This is a genomic window from Amycolatopsis pigmentata (assembly GCF_042684065.1).
Taxonomy (GTDB): domain Bacteria; phylum Actinomycetota; class Actinomycetes; order Mycobacteriales; family Pseudonocardiaceae; genus Amycolatopsis_E; species Amycolatopsis_E pigmentata.
The window spans coordinates 82,147-99,477 of the sequence record NZ_JBHUKR010000002.1 but is presented as its reverse complement, the minus strand read 5'-3'; the positions used below and the strand labels follow the sequence as shown (position 1 = coordinate 99,477).

14 protein-coding genes are annotated in these 17,331 nt (G+C 64.9%); 11 read left to right on the top strand and 3 right to left on the bottom strand.

The features are described 5' to 3' along the window. Nucleotides 1–109: 109 nt before the first annotated feature. The gene (locus ACFSXZ_RS00865; RefSeq protein WP_378260151.1) at nucleotides 110–871 is read right to left on the bottom strand and encodes an IclR family transcriptional regulator; all 762 of its coding nucleotides are present in this window, start codon (nucleotides 869–871) and stop codon (nucleotides 110–112) included. Nucleotides 872–956: 85 nt separating this feature from the next. On the opposite strand from ACFSXZ_RS00865, the gene ACFSXZ_RS00860 reads away from it, so the two are divergent. The 5 genes from ACFSXZ_RS00860 to ACFSXZ_RS00840 all read left to right on the top strand — a co-directional run bounded on the left by ACFSXZ_RS00860 (nucleotide 957) and on the right by ACFSXZ_RS00840 (nucleotide 7,670). Next, complete coding sequence (locus tag ACFSXZ_RS00860) at nucleotides 957–1,853, top strand: VOC family protein (RefSeq protein ID WP_378260149.1); 897 nt, start codon at nucleotides 957–959, stop codon at nucleotides 1,851–1,853. A gap of 2 nt (nucleotides 1,854–1,855) precedes the next feature. Next, entirely contained in the window at nucleotides 1,856–3,430 is a 1,575-nt protein-coding gene (gene mhpA / locus ACFSXZ_RS00855) for a bifunctional 3-(3-hydroxy-phenyl)propionate/3-hydroxycinnamic acid hydroxylase MhpA (protein ID WP_378260349.1), read from the top strand. Nucleotides 3,431–3,570: 140 nt separating this feature from the next. Further along, nucleotides 3,571–4,419, top strand: coding sequence for a fumarylacetoacetate hydrolase family protein (locus tag ACFSXZ_RS00850; RefSeq protein ID WP_378260147.1), 849 nt, complete (start codon nucleotides 3,571–3,573; stop codon nucleotides 4,417–4,419). A gap of 275 nt (nucleotides 4,420–4,694) precedes the next feature. Further along, nucleotides 4,695–5,978 carry an amidohydrolase family protein gene (locus ACFSXZ_RS00845; protein ID WP_378260145.1) on the top strand — a complete coding sequence of 428 codons (1,284 nt, stop codon included), beginning with the start codon at nucleotides 4,695–4,697 and terminating at the stop codon, nucleotides 5,976–5,978. 273 nt (nucleotides 5,979–6,251) lie between these two features. Further along, on the top strand, nucleotides 6,252–7,670 hold the full coding sequence (locus ACFSXZ_RS00840) for an FAD-dependent oxidoreductase (RefSeq protein ID WP_378260347.1): 1,419 nt from the start codon (nucleotides 6,252–6,254) through the stop codon (nucleotides 7,668–7,670). 285 nt (nucleotides 7,671–7,955) lie between these two features. Here ACFSXZ_RS00840 and ACFSXZ_RS00835 read toward each other — a convergent pair whose 3' ends face one another. Continuing rightward, nucleotides 7,956–8,348: a transposase gene (locus tag ACFSXZ_RS00835; protein ID WP_378260143.1), complete on the bottom strand. Its 393-nt coding sequence runs from the start codon at nucleotides 8,346–8,348 to the stop codon at nucleotides 7,956–7,958. Between the two features lie 744 nt (nucleotides 8,349–9,092). Between ACFSXZ_RS00835 and ACFSXZ_RS00830 the strand changes: the two genes are divergently transcribed. The 6 genes from ACFSXZ_RS00830 to ACFSXZ_RS00805 all read left to right on the top strand — a co-directional run bounded on the left by ACFSXZ_RS00830 (nucleotide 9,093) and on the right by ACFSXZ_RS00805 (nucleotide 16,326). Further along, nucleotides 9,093–9,926 carry an enoyl-CoA hydratase/isomerase family protein gene (locus ACFSXZ_RS00830; RefSeq protein WP_378260141.1) on the top strand — a complete coding sequence of 278 codons (834 nt, stop codon included), beginning with the start codon at nucleotides 9,093–9,095 and terminating at the stop codon, nucleotides 9,924–9,926. An 84-nt stretch (nucleotides 9,927–10,010) separates the two neighbouring features. Continuing rightward, a complete protein-coding gene (locus ACFSXZ_RS00825; RefSeq protein ID WP_378260139.1) occupies nucleotides 10,011–11,582 on the top strand; it encodes an AMP-binding protein in 1,572 nt (523 codons plus the stop codon). Between the two features lie 349 nt (nucleotides 11,583–11,931). After that, nucleotides 11,932–12,945 carry an NADPH:quinone reductase gene (locus ACFSXZ_RS00820; protein WP_378260137.1) on the top strand — a complete coding sequence of 338 codons (1,014 nt, stop codon included), beginning with the start codon at nucleotides 11,932–11,934 and terminating at the stop codon, nucleotides 12,943–12,945. Between the two features lie 69 nt (nucleotides 12,946–13,014). After that, nucleotides 13,015–14,379, top strand: coding sequence for an LLM class flavin-dependent oxidoreductase (locus tag ACFSXZ_RS00815; RefSeq protein ID WP_378260135.1), 1,365 nt, complete (start codon nucleotides 13,015–13,017; stop codon nucleotides 14,377–14,379). Beyond that, nucleotides 14,376–15,587, top strand: a complete 1,212-nt coding sequence (locus ACFSXZ_RS00810) for a flavin reductase (protein WP_378260133.1) — start codon at nucleotides 14,376–14,378, stop codon at nucleotides 15,585–15,587. Before ACFSXZ_RS00815 ends, ACFSXZ_RS00810 begins: the two co-directional genes overlap by 4 nt. Before the next feature lie 97 nt (nucleotides 15,588–15,684). Beyond that, nucleotides 15,685–16,326, top strand: coding sequence for an NIPSNAP family protein (locus tag ACFSXZ_RS00805; protein ID WP_378260131.1), 642 nt, complete (start codon nucleotides 15,685–15,687; stop codon nucleotides 16,324–16,326). Between the two features lie 91 nt (nucleotides 16,327–16,417). On the opposite strand, the gene ACFSXZ_RS00800 is transcribed toward ACFSXZ_RS00805, so the two are convergent. Next, nucleotides 16,418–17,164 carry a GntR family transcriptional regulator gene (locus ACFSXZ_RS00800; protein ID WP_378260129.1) on the bottom strand — a complete coding sequence of 249 codons (747 nt, stop codon included), beginning with the start codon at nucleotides 17,162–17,164 and terminating at the stop codon, nucleotides 16,418–16,420. Nucleotides 17,165–17,331: the final 167 nt, after the last annotated feature.

Genomic DNA, 17,331 nt, shown 5'->3' with positions numbered 1-17,331 from the left:
GCAGAGCGGCCAGGCGTGGGCAGCGTGAGGCCTGGCCGCCGTCTGCTCTCCGTCGGTCCCGCTACACAGCGGGCCGCGTTTGGTATCGAGCGAGGCGAGCGACAGGTCGTCACGCTCCGAGGTCGCGGGCCAACTCCGCTGCCGCATTGGTAAGAGCCGTGACGAGTTGGGACTCGACGGAGCGGGTGAGTGCCGCCGTCGGGAGTGTGATGCTCATGACCAGAGCCAGCCCCAGTCCCGGTCCGAATACCGGTGCAGCGATCGCTGCTAGGCCAGGTATGACGCCCCCCGTGGTGAGTGAGTATCCGCTGTCGCGCACCTGCTGGCAGATGTCGTTGACCCGGTCGTCGTCCATGCGGGTGGTTTCGCCGCGTTTCTGTTGGGCTTTCAGTGCCGGCGCAGTCAAGGCCGACGGAAGGTGCGCGAGAAACACACGTCCGACCGATGAGTCGAGAATCGGCAGCGTCGAGCCCACGCGGACGGTGATCGGCAGCGGGTACGCGCCATAGTCCCACCGGACGATGAGGGGCCCGGTATCGCCCCAGGTGGCCAGGTTCGTGGTGTGCTCGGTCGTGTCGCGCAGCCGCGACGCGTAGGGAGTCGCCAGCGTGACTTCGTCGCCGCGCCGGATGGCTTCCACGCCGAGACGACGGGCCGCAAGCCCGAGCGTGTAGTAACCCGACGACTGTTCCTGTTCGGCCAACCCGCCTCGGATCAGGCTGACGAGATAGCGGTGGACTTTGCTCGGGTAGAGGTTGGCCAGTTTCGCCACCTCGGACAGCGGGACCGGTCGGCCTGCCTGTTCAAGAGCCGTAAGAACTCTGATGGCCAGTTCGACGGACTGGATCCCTTGACGGTCAGCATCGGGCATGCACATAGTATGGCGGTTACGTAATATGCATGTCATTCACTCAAGAGGAACAACTTGCTCTTGAATCTGGAGGGAGTCGGTACCCGTGGCCGTTCATCGCATCGTCAGTCTGGTCCGAGAGGTCCCGGACCTGTTGTTGGCCCGATCGTTCTTCGTCGAGTTTGGTCTCGAGGAGACCGCACCTGGGCGGTTCTCGACAGTCCTGGGCGGCGAACAGCTGATCCTTCGTTCCGGTGCTGCTCCCCGAGTGGTCGAGTTGAGCCTCGCGGCGGACGACGAAGCAGATCTTGAGAGCATCCGGGCCCGGCTTGCTGAGCTCGGTATCACGGCGAGTCTGGTCAACGGGGAGCTCCAGGTGCTCGAGCCCGCCACCTCGATCCTCATCCGGGTGTCGATTGGCGAGCGCCTGGCGCGCGACCCGGGCGCGAGTGCGCCTACGTCAATCGACCGGAACGACCTAGTGCGCCGGGAGCCGGTGAAGCCCCTGCGGCTGGGGCACGTCGCACTCGGGTGCGTTGACGTGGAAGCGGCGAAACGCTTCTTCGTCGAAGGCGTCGGCATGCGCATCAGTGACTACGTCATGGGTGGTCCGTTCATGCGCTTCGACACTGACCACCACAACATCGTGCTGCTGCCGGCGCCGATGACGCTGCTGCACCACACAGCATGGAAGGTCCGCGATGTCGACGAGATCGGCTACGGCGGCGCGAGGATGATCGAGAACCATCCGGAACGGCACGCGTGGGGGCTCGGGCGTCACGCAGCCTCGGCCAACTACTTCTGGTACCTCAAGGATCCCGCAGGAGCTTTCGCCGAGTACTACCACTCGGAGATGGACGAGCTCGCCGACGGACCGTTCTTCTGGGACCCGGGTCCCGACAGCGAGGAGCTGCCGGTGGCGGCGTGGGCCTCGCCTGCCCTGGAGGACAGGCCTCTCGTGCCAGAGGCGATGAAAGCGCCGATCCTTTCTGAGTCGCGGTGAGCATGGTGGCGACGGATTTCGACGTCCTCATCGTTGGATACGGACCGACCGGCATGGTCGCGGCGGCGCTTCTCGGTCAACAGGGGCATCGCGTCGGCGTCGTGGAGCGCTATCCCAGCCTCTATAACCTGCCGCGCGCCGCCACCTTCGACGACGAGACGATGCGGCTGTTCCAGAAGCTTGGAATCGCCGACTCCGTGAGCGCGGGTGCTCGTGCCCAGGCGACCTATGACTGGGTCAATGCCGCAGGCGAGGTTCTGATCCGAAACCGGTTCTCAGACGTCGGGCTCTCCGGCTGGCCGGAGTTCAACATGATGTTCCAGCCCGTGATCGAGGACGCCTTGGACGCGCTGTGCCGCAGCACCCCCGGAATCGAGATCAACCGGGGGATGACTCTCGTCGGCGTCGCGGAGCTTGACGGTCTCGTACGCGGCCTCGTGGAAACCCCGGACGGAACGCAACGCTCGTTCAGCGCGAGATACCTGCTCGGCTGCGACGGGGGAAACAGCACGGTTGGACGCGCTCTCGGGGTCGAGTTCGACGACTACGAGTTCCAAGAACCGTGGCTCGTCTGCGACTTCCGGCTCAAGCGCAAGGTCGATCTGCCCATGGCCCAGCAGCTGAGCGATCCCCGCCAGCCGACCTCGATCATCTCGATCGGTCCGCATCATCATCGCTTCTCGTTCATGCTCGATGCCGTTGTCGACGAGCTGGACGAGACGGTCACGCGTGACGTGTGGGAGCGGGTGAGTCGTTGGATCACCGCGGATGACGCGGAGCTCATTCGGATAGCCCCGTACACGTTCCGGTCGACGGTGGCACAGTCCTGGCGCCAAGGACGGATCCTGTTGGCTGGCGATGCCGCGCACCAGATGCCGCCGTTCCTTGGGCAGGGCATGTGCTCGGGTCTTCGCGATGCACACAACCTGGCCTGGAAGCTGTCAGTGGTGCTGAGTGGCGACGCGGACGACCGCCTGCTCGACACCTACGCCGCCGAGCGCTCTCCGCACGTGCGCGCGATCGTCGAACGTGCCGTCGAGCTGGGACGCGTTCAGACCGTCCGCGACCCAGTGGATGCGCTCGAGCGAGATGCCGCCCTCGTCGATCAGGTCGAGCGAGGAGAGTCGCCGCAAGCGTTTCAGTTCCCGGGCTATGACCGAGGCCTGCTTGATCCGGCGTCGTCCGGGAAGGAGGTTCGCGGGATGCTCTTTCCGCAGACCACGGTCGTCGACCGGTCGGGAGCGCGTAGGAGATTTGATGACATCGCGGGCGGGGGCTGGGTCCTTCTGGTGCGCGACGGTGCGTGGCTCGACATCCTCGGCGCCGCGGATCTGAAGCGCTGGGGTGACGCCACGGTCAGCCTCGTCGCGTTGAGCGGGTCCAGCGGTGCGCTTTCCGAGCGGTCAGAAGTCGTGGGCGATGTGGATGGTTTCTATGCGGCCTGGCTCGAACGCCACGGGGCGGGGGCGGTTCTCGTGCGCCCCGATCGCTACGTCTTCGGGTCGGCGTCCTCGCGAGGTGCGCTACCCGATCTCCTGGCCGCACCCCTCGAAGTGATGTCGTCGTCCCCGGCCTAGTTTCCCCCATTCCGCAGCCGCTGGGCTGCGGCACTCTCCTAGCTCTGAGGGGCGGGCCAAATTTGTGTCGAAGAGAGAAGGAAACCGTGCGTATTGCAAACCTTAACGGTCGTGCCGTGTTGGCTCATCGTGAACAACCCGTGGACATCTGGGAGGCGAGCAAGGGTGCATTCGGCCCGTCGCCCGAAGCAGTGTTCGAACATTGGGCGACGTTCAAGGCGTGGGCGGAAGCGGAGTGCGACGCGAACGATGTGGTCGACGAACCCGAGTGGCTGCGCGGATCTCAGGTCGGAGCTCCCAGCCCGCGCCCACGTCAGGTCTTCGCGGTAGGGCTGAACTATGTCGAGCATGCGCGCGAAGCTGGCTTCGCCCTGCCCGATAGTCCGGTCGTCTTCACCAAGTTTCCCTCGTGCATTGTCGGTCCGAACCAGACGCTCGCCCTGCCGGAGGGCAGTGTCGACTGGGAGGTTGAGCTCGTCGTTGTCATCGGCGCGCACGTTCAGCGTATTGATGAGGAGCAGGCCTGGGCAGTCGTCGCTGGCCTTACGGTGGGGCAGGACCTCTCTGAGCGAGAGCTCCAGCACTCGGGTCCGGCCCCGCAGTTCGGGTTGGCGAAGTCGTTCCCGGGCTTCGGTGCTACCGGTCCCGTCCTCGTGACGCCCGACGAGCTAGCAGATCCGGACGACCTGCAGATCGAGTGCTCGCTCTCGAACACGAGGGTGCAGTTCGCCCGTACGTCGGGGATGTTGTTCACGATCCCGACGTTGATCGCGTGGATCTCCCATATCACGCCCCTGTTTCCCGGTGACCTGATCTTCACCGGCACGCCGTCCGGAATCGGCGCGAGCATGACCCCTCCTCGGTTCCTGCGGCACGGAGACGAGCTCGTCAGTCGTGTCGAGGGAATCGGGCGGCTTCGCCAGAAGGTCGCGGGCCCGACGTTCGCACGCCCGGGCGACCCGCGCAAGAACGTTGCGAGTGTGAGGTGACATCGGCACCGGGAGATGCCCAGCTCCTGGCGGTTTCGGAACCGACAGCGTTCACCATAAGAGGTAGAGTTCACATATAGTTAAGGGACGGCGAGGCAGATGTTCGGGACTTCACCGGGGTGCCACAGGGTGCGCCGCCGGCCGGCGGTGCCGTTGACAGTGAGTAGCGGCCCGTCTGGACGTCATAGGCATCGTCACCAAATGAGTGGCAAACCTGCCGGGCGTGACTGCCGATCCTCGGCAGGTGGCGCCGTCGATCCAAGGAGGATGATTTGATGCTCGGTCATGATTCAAGGCCCGCAGCCTGGCTGATCACGAATGCTCATGTCTTCGACGGCACGGGCTCGAGGACGTTCGTGGCCGACGTCCTGGTGCGAGGTGATCGCATCGCACGCGTGGCTGCCGACATCGATCCACAGTCGTGCCCGGATGCCACGACGATCGACGGGACCGGGCTCACGCTCATGCCCGGCATGATCGACGGGCACGCGCATCTGGGAAGCGGGGTCACGGTTCACCACACGTTGAGCGGTGGGGCGACCGCCGAGCAGAAGGTCCTGATGGTCGCGCATGCTGCGAAGACCATGCTGGACTATGGATTCACGGGCGCCTATCTCGGTGGAGATCGCAACGTGCCAGCAGTCGTCGGCCTTCGCGAGGCTATCAACGAGGGGTGGATGCCCGGTCCTCGTCTGCGGGTCGCCTCCTGGGAGTCGACCACCCTCAGCATCCTGGATCCGACCCATCCACTTCACACTGACCGCGAGTCGGTACCGAGCCGGCTTCGTAACTGGGTGCACTCGATGGCTGATCTGGGCGTCGACATCATCAAGATGCCGCTGACCGGTGAGAGCGGTCTCGGCCCGTGGGGCGTACAAGCCGAGAACACCTCGCGGGAGCTCGTCTACAACGACGAGGAGGTCGCAGCAGCGGCCGACGCGGCGCGGGAGCGGGGACTCTGGCTGACCGCCCACGCACATTCGTCCGAAGGCATTCAGATGGCGATCCGCCACGGGTTCCGTGCGGTCTATCACGTGTCCTTCGCTGATGACGAGACGATCGAGCAACTTGCCTCAGTGAAGGACAAGGTGTTCGTCGCGCCGTCGCCGGGCATCCTCTACGGGCTCCTCCACGATCTTGAGTATCCGCCGACCGAGGGAATGGAGACGCAGCGAACGATCGACAGCCTGAGCCAAGCCGTCCCGAAGATGTGGAAGGCCGGGATCCGTATCGTTCCGGGCGGTGACTACGGATTCCGTGTTGCGCCGACGGGGGAGAACGCGCGCGACCTGGAACTGTTCGTTGACTGGTTCGGCATGACGCCCAGCGAAGCACTGAGGTGCGCCACCGAGTTCGGTGGGTTCGCCATGGGGATGGATAACGAACTCGGCCTTGTCCGTGAGGGTTATCTCGCTGACCTGCTGCTGGTCGATGGCGATCCAACCTCGGACATCGCCATCCTGCAGGACCCGGCGCGACTTGCCATGATCATGCAGGGGGGCGGGATCCATAAGCTGCCGCAGTTGCGGACGTCATCGCTTCGTGAAGCGGTCAGCTGAGTGTTTCAGCCGCAGGATCCGCGAGCGCTGGCAAGAATAGAGGCGAGGCATGGACGCCTGGCTCACCTTGCGTCGCGCCGCGCCCGGCTATGCCTACGTCTCAGAGGTTCGGCCCGGCGAGCACCCCCGCGTGCTTGACCTTCGTGATGACACCCGACGGTGTCCGTCGCGAGTCGATCGACCTCTGCGCCGCCTTGAATCTCGCCGCTGCCGACCATCGCTTGTCGAGTTCGGCCCCAAAAAAGTGCCGTCGTCTGAAAGGCCTTCGTGACCATGGTCGACGTTATTGTTGTCGGATACGGACCAGCAGGTGCCGCCGCCGCGATTGCTGCCCACGATGCTGGAGCTGAGGTTCTGGTTCTTGAGAGCGGGCCGTCTGGCGGAGGAAACGCTGTCTATAGCGGAGGGGTTCTCCTAGACATCCCGGGAGACGAATGCGTCGAGCATCTGGATGCGCTTTGTTTCGGGCGTACCGATCGCTCGGTGCTCGAGGCCTACGCTGACGGCCTGCACGACTTGGCGTTCTGGCTCTCCGAACTAGGCGCTGATTTCGAGCCGCTTGCTCCCTTGCCGCCAACGTTCCCCGCCTGGCCGCATTTCCCGGGTGGCTCAAGCGTGCGTTACAGCGTAGTGACCGGCGGATCCGGTCGTCGCGGCGAGGAACTGTGGAAGCGGCTTGAGTCGGCGGTAGGACGCCGCGGCATCGCTGTCCGTACGGGCACAGAGGTCGACGGGCTTCTTGTCGAAGACGACGTCGTCGTCGGCGTCGAGTGCGGAAGCCAGTCCTTCCGCGCGGCAAGCGGTGTGGTCCTTGCTTGCGGCGGCTTTGAAGCGAATCCCGTGCTAGTCGAGAGCTACCTACCGTTTCCGGTCGCAGCGCCCGCTGGGCACGGCCGCAATACCGGAACTGGCATTCGAATGGGCCAGTCAGTTGGCGCCGAACCGTGGCACATGTACGGCTCCTTCGGCTGGTTCGCGCACGTCAGCTCGGAGTTTGCCAGTCCGTTTCCCATTCGACTCCCGCGACATGGCCACCTCATGGTGGATGCGAATGGTCACAGATTCTGCGATGAGACAGGATTCGAGGTGCACGATCAACTGCGCGCGCTTACCACCTACCTGCCAGGCAGACCGAACCGCCCCAGACTCCCAGCCTGGGTCATCTTCGACGAAGGGACCCGCAGAGCGGGTCCCTTGAGCGGAAGCTTGGGGTCGCCCAATGAGTACCGGTGGAGTTGGGACAACTCAGCCGAGGTCGAGCGCGGTTGGATCCTTGAGGCGACCACGGTCAAGGAGCTGGCTGCGTTGATGGGCACAGACGGGGATGTGCTGGGTCGTACCATCGCTGCTTACGAAGCCGCCACTCAGGAAAAGGTGGACCCAGCTTTCGGGCGGGCGCCGGACACGTTGCTTCCGCTGGACAAGTCGCGCCTGTATGCCATCGAGGTTTGGCCGAGCCTAGGTAGTACGACGGGTGGTCCTCGGCACGACGCTGATGCAAGGGTGCTTCGATCTCGCCATGAGGTGGTAGACGGACTCTTCGCCGCTGGCGCGGTCAGTTCGGTGTGGAACCACCTGATCGACCACGGCGGAGGTTTGACGGACGCGTTGGTCTTTGGACGAATTGCGGGCACAGCCGCAGCTCGACGTAACTCCGAAGGCTCCTCCCGTGGCCCGGCTCTGGGGACGTGAGGGTTCGCGCGCGACTGCGACCGAAGCCTGATCTCGGTGAACAATGCGGTGGCGTTGGTGCAGCCCACGTTCCAGCGTTGGTGCAGGTAGGGCTTGAACGGTTCGAGAATGCTGGGGCGGCGTCCGGTTCCGTTGCGGGTCAACAACTCCTCGAAGGTGTCGGCGCGCGCGAAATGGCGGACCGTGCCGCGCGCGAGACGGAGTCGCCGGCAGATTTCCCTGATGGCCACGCCCTCAGCCAGCAAGGCGTGCACGGCCGCGTGTCGTTCACGCGCTCCGCACGGCTCATCGATCTGTTCGTTCGCCCGGCCCCACGGGTCGCACCTCCAGGCTGGAGCGCCCGTGGCACTCGGTCGTGTTGCCGTCGGTGTGGCTGTCGGCCACGACGGTCAGGGCTGCGGCCAGGCAGTCCACGGTGCGTTCAACCGCTACGGCCACGTTGTTCCAGATATGCCACCGGTCAGCAACCTGGATCGCGTCCGGCGCGCCGTCGTGGGCGGCTTCGGCGTAGGCGCTGGCACGGTCTCGGCAGACGATCTCAACCCCGGGACGGGTGCGCAGCCACGCGGTCAGAGTCTGGGCGGTGCGGTCGGTGAGCATGTCAACCGGCCGGTGGGACTCGATGTCGACCAGCAAAGTGCCGTAACGATGGCCGCGACGCAGAGCGAAGTCGTCCACACACCCAGCACCCTGAGAGTGGGCCGGTCAGGATCGGGCAACGAGCGCACGATACGCAGCAGCGTCATCCGGCTGATCGATGCGGCCAGATGTCTGGTCAACCGCGCACCGGCCCGCCCGCCCAGGGCCAGCCCGACCGCGCTGAACACCCGCTGCAGCAACGTCGTACGACGGGCATGCCGACCCGCCAGGTCCGGCACCTCGTGAAGTTCTCCCATCATCTTGTCGCGACGGCCCATTGCCATGGCTCGGCACCTGTGTGCCCAGCGGCCCGGCGCATGACGCTCAAGCCCGCGCTTGTTGACCTCGACATGTGGCGAGGCTGCGCCGTTGACGATCGAACGTACACGATTCTGAGAAGAAGACACCAAGTTTGGTCCGTTGACAAAGCGTCTGCGCATCACATACGGTTTAATCGTATGCGATTGACTTCTTCTCGGAGGCCACAACGCTGTGTTGGCTGGTCGGAGAAGGCGCGTGACTTCAGGCGTTGTCGACCGCGAGTCCGGTCCGGAGCGGGCACCCCATGTGAGCCCGGCGACGAAGGTTCAGGGGGTGGGCCGACGTTGTCCACCCCTACGCCCTCGGCGGCGAGCTTCGACTGGTTGGGTCCCCAATCTGGCTCGGGCCGGGCGCTGGCTTCGGCCCGTCGGGTCTGTGCCTTCGCCTACAGGGGATCGCTAAGGGAGTTCGCGAGCGTAGCTGCTCGCGCGGCAAATAGGGGAAAGGGCTGAGGAGAACGTCATGACTCATGCGGGCTACGAGCCGTTCGAGGCCGTCGAGGTTGAGATCGCGGATGCGGTCGCAACAGTGAAGCTCTTGGCAATGGAGCGCATTGCGGTGCTGAGTGCGCAGGGTTCTCAGGCAGACCTTCATTTTGACTTGGGACGGGCGCTGGCTCGTCTTCGCGAAGACGATGCGGTGAGAGTTGTAGTCATTACTGGCATCGTTGACGGTGAACCTTGGGTCCTCCCTGCGCCGCCTTACCCCGAAGGCTCCGCACTCGATCCACAGCCGGTGGACTTTCCAGACTGGATGTGGAAGGGATTCATGGGGGTGCGACTGACTCATCAGACGTTGGCGGAGATGGAGAAGCCAGTTATCGCCAAGGTCAACGGTGACTGCATCGGGTTCAGCCAGAGCATCATGTTCGGCTGTGACCTGATTGTCGCTCGCGAGGATGCCGTTGTCGCCGACGTGCACATGGACCTGCAGAAGCTTTTCGGCTTCGACACCGTCCCGGGCGACGGTGGCTCGGCACTGGTACCACTGCATATGTTCCCCGCGAAGGCTATGGAGTACCTGTTGCTCGCCAAGCCCTACACTGCGTCGGAGCTCGCGCAGATGGGAGCGATCAACTACGCAGTCCCCGCTGAGCGGCTTGACGACGTTGTGGCTGACATGACCCAGCAGCTGCTTGCCAAGTCGGCCTATGCGCTTGCGATGACGAAGCGAGTCGTGAAGCGAAGGGTGGCCGAGCAGCTCAACCTCACCATCGACGCTGCGTCGGCCTACGAGTGGGTCAACTTCCTGCATTACCGCGGCAGCGGGGGGAAGAAGAACACCCGCCTCGAGTGACGGTGTCCGCTCCCGCGGACTCATCCTCGCGTGCTCGCCGATCAGGCAGCCTGTCCACTCGTTTCAACCGGCTCAGGAGGAATCGTGCTCGTCCCCTTTAGCGTCGCCAATTTCATAGACCGCGCCGTGCAGGTGTACGGCGACCGGGTGGGAATCGTCGACGAGCCGGAGCAGCCGGCGCCGTCGCTGGGCAACCTCACCTACGCTGAGGTGGGTGAGCTGGCCAAGCGGCAGGCCGCCCACCTCGACCAGCTCGGCGTCGGCTTCGGCGACCGGATCGCCGTGGTCAGCCATAACTCCGCACGGCTGATGACGTCGTTCTTTGGGGTTGCCGGCTACGGGCGGGTGCTGGTGCCGGTGAACTTCCGCCTCCGTCCTGACGAAGTGCGCTACATCGTCGAGCACTCCGGTGCGCGGGTGCTCTACGTCGACCCCGAGCTGGTCGACTCGCTCAAGGACGTGGAAGCTGAGTTCAAGTACGTGCTCGGCAACGACGAGGAGCTGTTTGCCGACGTGTCGGAAGGAGGAGCCGCCGAGCCGATGCCGTGGACCCACGACGAGGGCGCCACGGCCACGATCAACTACACCTCCGGCACGACGGCCCGACCCAAGGGCGTCCAAATCACCCACCGCAACATCTGGACCAACGCGGTCACCTTCGCGCTGCATGCCGGCGTCACCGACCGGGACGTCTACCTTCACACACTGCCGATGTTCCACGCCAACGGCTGGGGGATGCCGTTTGCGATGACGGGGCTCGGCGTACCTAACATCGTGCTGCGCAAAGTTGACGGCACCGAGATCCTTAGGCGCGTCGAGAAGCACGGCGTGACCGTGATGTGCGCAGCTCCCGCGGTCGCGGCCGCCGTCCTCGAGGCCGCGCAGAGCTGGGAAGGCGAGATCCCCGGCCGTGACAAGGTGCGGATCATCGTGGCCGGCGCCCCACCGCCGACGAAGACCGTGATGCGGGTCGAGGAGGAGCTCGGCTGGGAGTTCATCCAAATCTACGGCCTCACTGAGACCAGCCCGCTGCTCACCATCAACCGCACCCGCGCAGAGTGGGACGACCTCTCGGCCGAGGAGCGGGCCCACAAGCTCACTCGTGCCGGAGCGCCCGCCATCGGCGTGACCCTCAAGATCGACGCCCCCTCGGAGGAAGAGGGCGAGCACGCCACCGGCGAGGTGTTGGCCCGATCGAACGTCGTCCTCGATGGCTACTGGGAGCAGCCGGAGGAGTCCGACCACGCGCTTAGGGACGGCTGGTTCCACACCGGCGACGGCGGCCTGCTCGGCGAGGACGGCTACCTCTCCATCGCCGACCGCAAGAAGGACGTGATCATCACCGGGGGCGAGAATGTCTCTTCGATCGAGGTCGAGGACGTGATCTTCAGTCACCCGGCGGTGGCCGAGGTTGCAGTGATCGGCATCCCTCACGAGAAGTGGGGCGAGACGATCAAGGCGCTGGTCGTGCTAGAGCCCGGCCAGGAGGTCTCCGAGGCTGACCTCATCAGGTGGTGCAAGGCCAAGGCGGCGGGCTACAAGGCGCCGACCAGCGTCGAGTTCCGTGACGAACTGGCGCGCACGGCGACGGGCAAGCTGCAGAAGTTCAAGCTGCGCGCGCCATACTGGGAGGGCCGCGAACTCCAGGTCAACTGATATGTAGCGACGCCCTGTCGAAGGGCAGGTTGAGGCGCCCGTCCCGGAGGCGAGCGCCTCTGGCTTCGTCGAGGTCTGTGGTCAGCGTGTCGTTGGCGACGCGCGGTCAGACTGCCCTGCAGCACCATCAGCCATTTCTAGCGGCGACACACTACTAGGCCTAGCTAGGGGACGAGACCGGATACGGCTCGCCTGCTCTCTGGGCGCTGTGTGACCTTCATTGCGAGAAGCGCTATACGTATACGATTTCGCGGAAGCATAGGGACTTATCCCGCGAAGACGTCGACGATGGCCTGTAACGCTCGGCCGAGATCGTGTACGATCCAGGGCTATGTCGTCCATTACTTTGATGAAAAGCGTGGTTTACACCGAGCCAGGCCCGTCGTCTGTTCTGTCGGTCGTCGAACGCGAGATCCCGCAGCCGGGGCCCGGCGAGGTCCGCGTGAGGCTCGTGCGGTCAGGCGTCAATCCGACGGATTGGCGGTTCCGGGTTCGCCCGCTTGCTTACGCCGAGGTGGTGCCCGGCCAGGACGGGGCGGGCTATGTCGACGCGCTGGGTCCCGGGGTGGAAGGTTTCGCGGTCGGCGACCGCGTGTGGCTGATGCTCGCCCAGCATCAGAGGGCGTATGGCACGGCCGCACAGTACACAGTCCAGCCCTCTACGCGAGTGGCCCACCTTCCCGAAGGCGCAAGCTTCGATCTCGGGGCCGCACTCGGCGTTCCTGCCATGACGGCTCACCGAGCGCTGACCGTGGGTGACCCGGGGCCGGACCGGCTGGGCCCCGGCACGATGGATGGATTGACGGTTCTCGTCCAAGGTGGGGCCGGCGCGGTCGGCAATGCCGCCGTCCAGCTGGCAAGGTGGTCGGGGGCGACTGTCGTCGCGACGGTGAGCTCTCCTGAGAAGGCCGCCTTGGCCAGCGCGGCCGGAGCACACCACGTGGTGAACTACCGCGAAGGTGACACGGAGGCAGCCATTCGCGCTGTCGCACCTGAGGGTATCGACCTGGTTGTTGAGGTGGCGCCCGCTCAGAACAACGCTGTTGATCTCGCCGTCCTCAAGGTCGGTGGCACAGTCTCGATCTACGCGAAGCACGGCGGTGAGGAGTTCGTGGTCCCGATCTTCGAGACCTACTTCAAGAACCTCCGCTATCAGTACCTCGTTCTGTATTTCCTCCGCGACGAGGCCATCGCGCGCGGGAGCGCAGATGTAACGGCCGCCGTGGCGGCTGGCGCGCTGCGGGTTGGAGAGGAAGCGGGCGTGCCGCTGCATCACTTCCCTCTGGCCGAGACCGGCGCCGCACACGACGCGGTCGAGCGGGGCGCCATCGGCAAGGTCCTCATCGATGTGTCGGATCAGTAATTCCCGCCCTTGAGCTGGCCGCGGGTCCGCCGACGTTTACCTGTGTTGCAAGTCCGAGACTGGAAGTGAGTGGTGGGTGCTGTGAGTGCTAAACAGATCCGGCTGAACGTGCTGGAACAGTGCAATGCGAGCTTTGCGGCCTTCGGGTTGTGGACCCACCCCCGAGATCGTGCGGTCGAGTACACCTCGCTGGACTTCTGGGTGGAGTACGCGCGCCTCGCGGAGCGCGGGCTGTTCGACAACTTTTTCATTGCCGATGTCCACGGCACCCCCGATGTGTACGGCGGCAGTGTCGACGCCGCGCTGCGGAACGGCTCTCAGGGTCCCATCCTCGATCCGGTCGTGCTGATCTCGGCAATGGCCCACGTGACGAGTGACTTGGCCTTCACCGTCACGGGCAACGCGACGTATGAGATGCCCTACAGCTTCGCGCGTCGGATGTCGACCTTGGATCACATGACCCGGGGACGGTTGGGCTGGAACGTGGTGACCGGATACCTCAACAGCGGTGCCCGAGCGATGGGCCGTGACGGCATCGGCTCCCACGACTTGCGCTACGACGTGGCCGACGAGTTCCTCGACGGGGTCTACCGGCTCTGGGAGGACTCCTGGGAGGAGGGCGCGGTACGGAAGGACAAGGAGCGGGGCATCTACGTCGACCCGGCCAAGGTCCACGAAATCGACTTCCGCGGTGAGCACTACCGCTTCCGCACAATCCATGCCACCGAGACCAGCCCACAACGAACGCCGGTCATCTTCCAGGCCGGCGCCTCACCGCGAGGGAGAGCCTTCGCGGCGCGACACGCTGAAGGGATCTACATCAACGGCACCTCGCGCCAAGTGGCTGCCGAGCAGGTCGCTGCTTTCCGCAAACTCGTCGCCGAGGAAGGCCGAGACCCGCAGTCGGTGAAGGTCTTCGCAGGCGTCTCGGTGTTCGTCGACGAGACGGCCGAGGCCGCAAGGGCTCGTTACGAGGAGTACAAGCAGTACGCGAGCATCGAGGGTCTGATGGTCCTCATGTCGGGTGCGATGGGCATCGACCTGTCCCAGTACCCGCTCGACGAGCCGTTGCGGTTCCAGGAGAACGACGCGAACCGCACGGTGATGGAGAACATGACCAAGCACAACCAGTGGACATTGAGAGAGGCGATGGACGCCAAGGCGCTCTCAGGCACCAACATCCCCCTGATCGGTAGTGCCGAGGAGGTCGCCGAGGAGCTCATTGCCTGGGCCGACGAGACTGATCTCGATGGCTTCAACATCTCGCGTACTTTGAGCTTCGAGGGGCTCGAGCGGTTCATCGACATGGTGATTCCGCAGTTGCAGGAACGCGGCCGCTATAAGACCGCCTACAGCCCGGGCACCTTCCGCGAAAAGCTCTTCGGCCACGGCCCGCACTTGCCGTCCGACCACCCAGCTACCAAAAAACGGTGAATCCGCAGCCAGCCCGCGGACGAGTGGACACGAAGAGCGCCGAGGTAGGAGCGATGGTCAACCGCGAGCACTTCCGCCACGTGCTGTCGCAATACCCCACGGGCGTCGCAGTCGTCACGGCGCTCACCATGGGTGGTGAGCCGACCGGCATGACGGTCGGCTCATTCGCGTCGGTCTCGATGGAACCACCTTTGGTGTCCTTCATGCCGTCGAAGACTTCGGCGTCGTGGGCCTCGATGCAGCCTCTGACCAATTTCTGCGTCAACGTGCTGGGTGCCCACCAGGACGAGGTGTGCCGTCTGATCGCGTCTCGGAAGCAGGACAAGTTCGCGGGACTCGACTGGCACATGTCGAGGCTCGGCAACCCGGTGCTGACCGGCTGCGTGGCAACGATCGAGTGCGCGCGGCAGGACGTCTTTGACGGAGGCGACCACGACATCGTCCTCGGTCGCGTCCGAGAGCTCTCGGTCGAGCACCCCACGCTCCCGCTGCTCTTCTTCCGCGGTGGGTACGGCTCGTTCCAGCCGGGGCCAATGCTCTCCGGCGAAGCAGAACTCGTCGACCACATGCGCGCGGTCCACCTGGTACGCCAGCGTCTAGCGGACCTGGCCACCGAGGTGAATTCCGAGGTCACCACGATCGTCCGACTCGGTGACGAGGTCGTCGTCACCTCGTCCTATGGCGCGTCGTCGGCCGGGGAGCTTGCTTCCCGCGTCGGGTACCGCGCGCCGTTCGTTCCCCCACTGGGCAGTGTCCATGCCGCCTGGGGTTCTGACGCGCTCCGTGAGCGTTGGCTCGGCAACCTCGGAGCCGACGCCACTGCTGCGGATCGAATGCGTTACCTGGCGATGCTCGATGACGTGCGGGATCGCGGGTACGCCACGTCGGTCACGTCCGACGATCGAATGGATGCGCTGGCACTCGAGATGAGTCATGGACGCTCGGCGTTATCTATGTCTGTCCTGCGTCAGCACATCCGCGCGGTGGCTGACGAGTACGACCCCACCCGCACAGTGGGCCTAGCTCCGACTCGGGTCCGAGGGATCATGGCGCCGGTGTTCGGCGCACGCAGCGAGGTCGCGTTCCTGGTGATGATCTGGGGAGACCTGTCCAGCAGACTGGAGGAGGCTGAACTCGCGCGGAGGGGATCCGTCTTGCGTGCGGCCGCCGATGAGATGACAGCAATAATCGGCGGCGCACCAGCGTGATCTTCACTGGTTGTCAACGACCTCGACGTCGATCCGGCAGCGCGGACCGGCGGAGGCAGCGACCTGGTCGGCTTCGTACCTACCGAGAAGGAGCACCGTGATTCTGGAACGACGGGCCTACACCTTGCGACCCGGCGCCGCGGAGTGGTTCTGGGACCTGCAACGGGAATTTGCTGGCACCAGCGCCATGCGGCGACTGCTTAGCCACACCGTCTCCTACTTCGAGACCGTCGCAGGAGCCGCTGAGCAGATTGTGCACCTCCACCGCTTCGAGTCCTTGGCCGACTGGGAAGACACTTACGCCGAGCTCTACCGGGACCACCCGGCGGACTATTTCGCGCAAGCCCGTCAGCTCCTGACGGCTCAAGAGAACGCCTTCTTCAAAGCCGCTCCCGGCGAGCCGTCGGCCTTCACCGCCGGTGCGTGGCCGGTCGCCCAACTCGACTCGGAGCTCCTTGTCGTGGAAGAGCGACGTGACCTCCTGCCAGGCCGTGCGCCCCGCTATTGGGAGGCAGTCGGCGTTCGCTCCGATTCGCTCGGGAGCTTCCTCAGCTTCTCCGGACAGTTTCACCGGGTCCTTACGTATACCGCGGTCTCTGGCGCGCCGAGTCCAACCGAACCCGGTTCGGGCGAAGTTCTAGGGGCCGTGGCTCCAATCACTTACAGCGCCGCGACTACCTTGCTTCGGCCCGCACCCGTCGCAACCCACCGGCCAGCCTTTGAACCGCATGGCGCCTGACCGTCGCCTGATGAGACGGCAGACGACCAGCGAGCTGATCGAGTCGGCCCGCATGCGAGGCCCGAGACGCGTGGCTAGATGAAGACCTCGTTTACTCGGCGAGGCCGGGCTCGACGGCGGCATCGTTGTTTCCCGACGAAGAGCTTTCGCCGAGCATCCAAACCCGGTCCGCCTCCATTCGGTGCAGCGATTGTCGCCCGTGCCGCAGGTGTGCCCTCATTACGGCCTCGGCCCACTCGCTGTCGCGCGCTTCGAGCGCTTGTACCAGCTCGCGGTGGTGCTCGAAGGACTTCGCGAGCTCAGCGAGCGTGTGGTGGTGAAAAGCCTCGCTGACAAATGGCGGGGATAGGACCCGCGGTAGTTGCGCAGCCAACTGTCGGTTGCCTGAGGCCCGACTCAACTCGGTGTGGAACTCCACGCACAGCTCGCCGAGGCGCTGGAGCTCTGACTCGCCGGCCGATGGCAGGAGCTCCTCCATGACGTCGCAGAGCTTTCGCAGTGTTTTCAACTGCTCAGCCGAGCCGCGCTCAGCGGCTCGCCGGGCGCCATATCCCTCGAGCGCGAGTCGGAGGTCGAAGAGGTTGTCGAGGTCCTCTGCGGTCCAGCCGATGACGAGCGCGCCTCGGTGGCGGTGCAGCTCGACGACTCCCTCGGCCTGGAGTCTGTTGAGAGCCTCGCGCACGGGGGTGCGACTCACCCCGGTTGCAGCCATCACGGCCGGCTCGCGCACCCACGTCCCTGGAGGGTACGTGCCGTCAGCAATTCCGCCGAGCAGAACCTTGTACGCCAGTTCTGAAGCCGAGTTGGAGACCTCTCCCTCAGGTTGTCTCGACGTCATTGTCTCAGTATGGACCATCGACGCTCGGGAGGAGGACGACGCGTCCTCCCGTTGAACCACCCTGTACTGCGGCGTAGGCGGATGCGACCGCGGCCAGGGGATAGGTCCGGGCGATGGGCGGTGGTCGCAGGTGACCACCGCGAAGCGCTGGCCCTGTCAACTCCGGT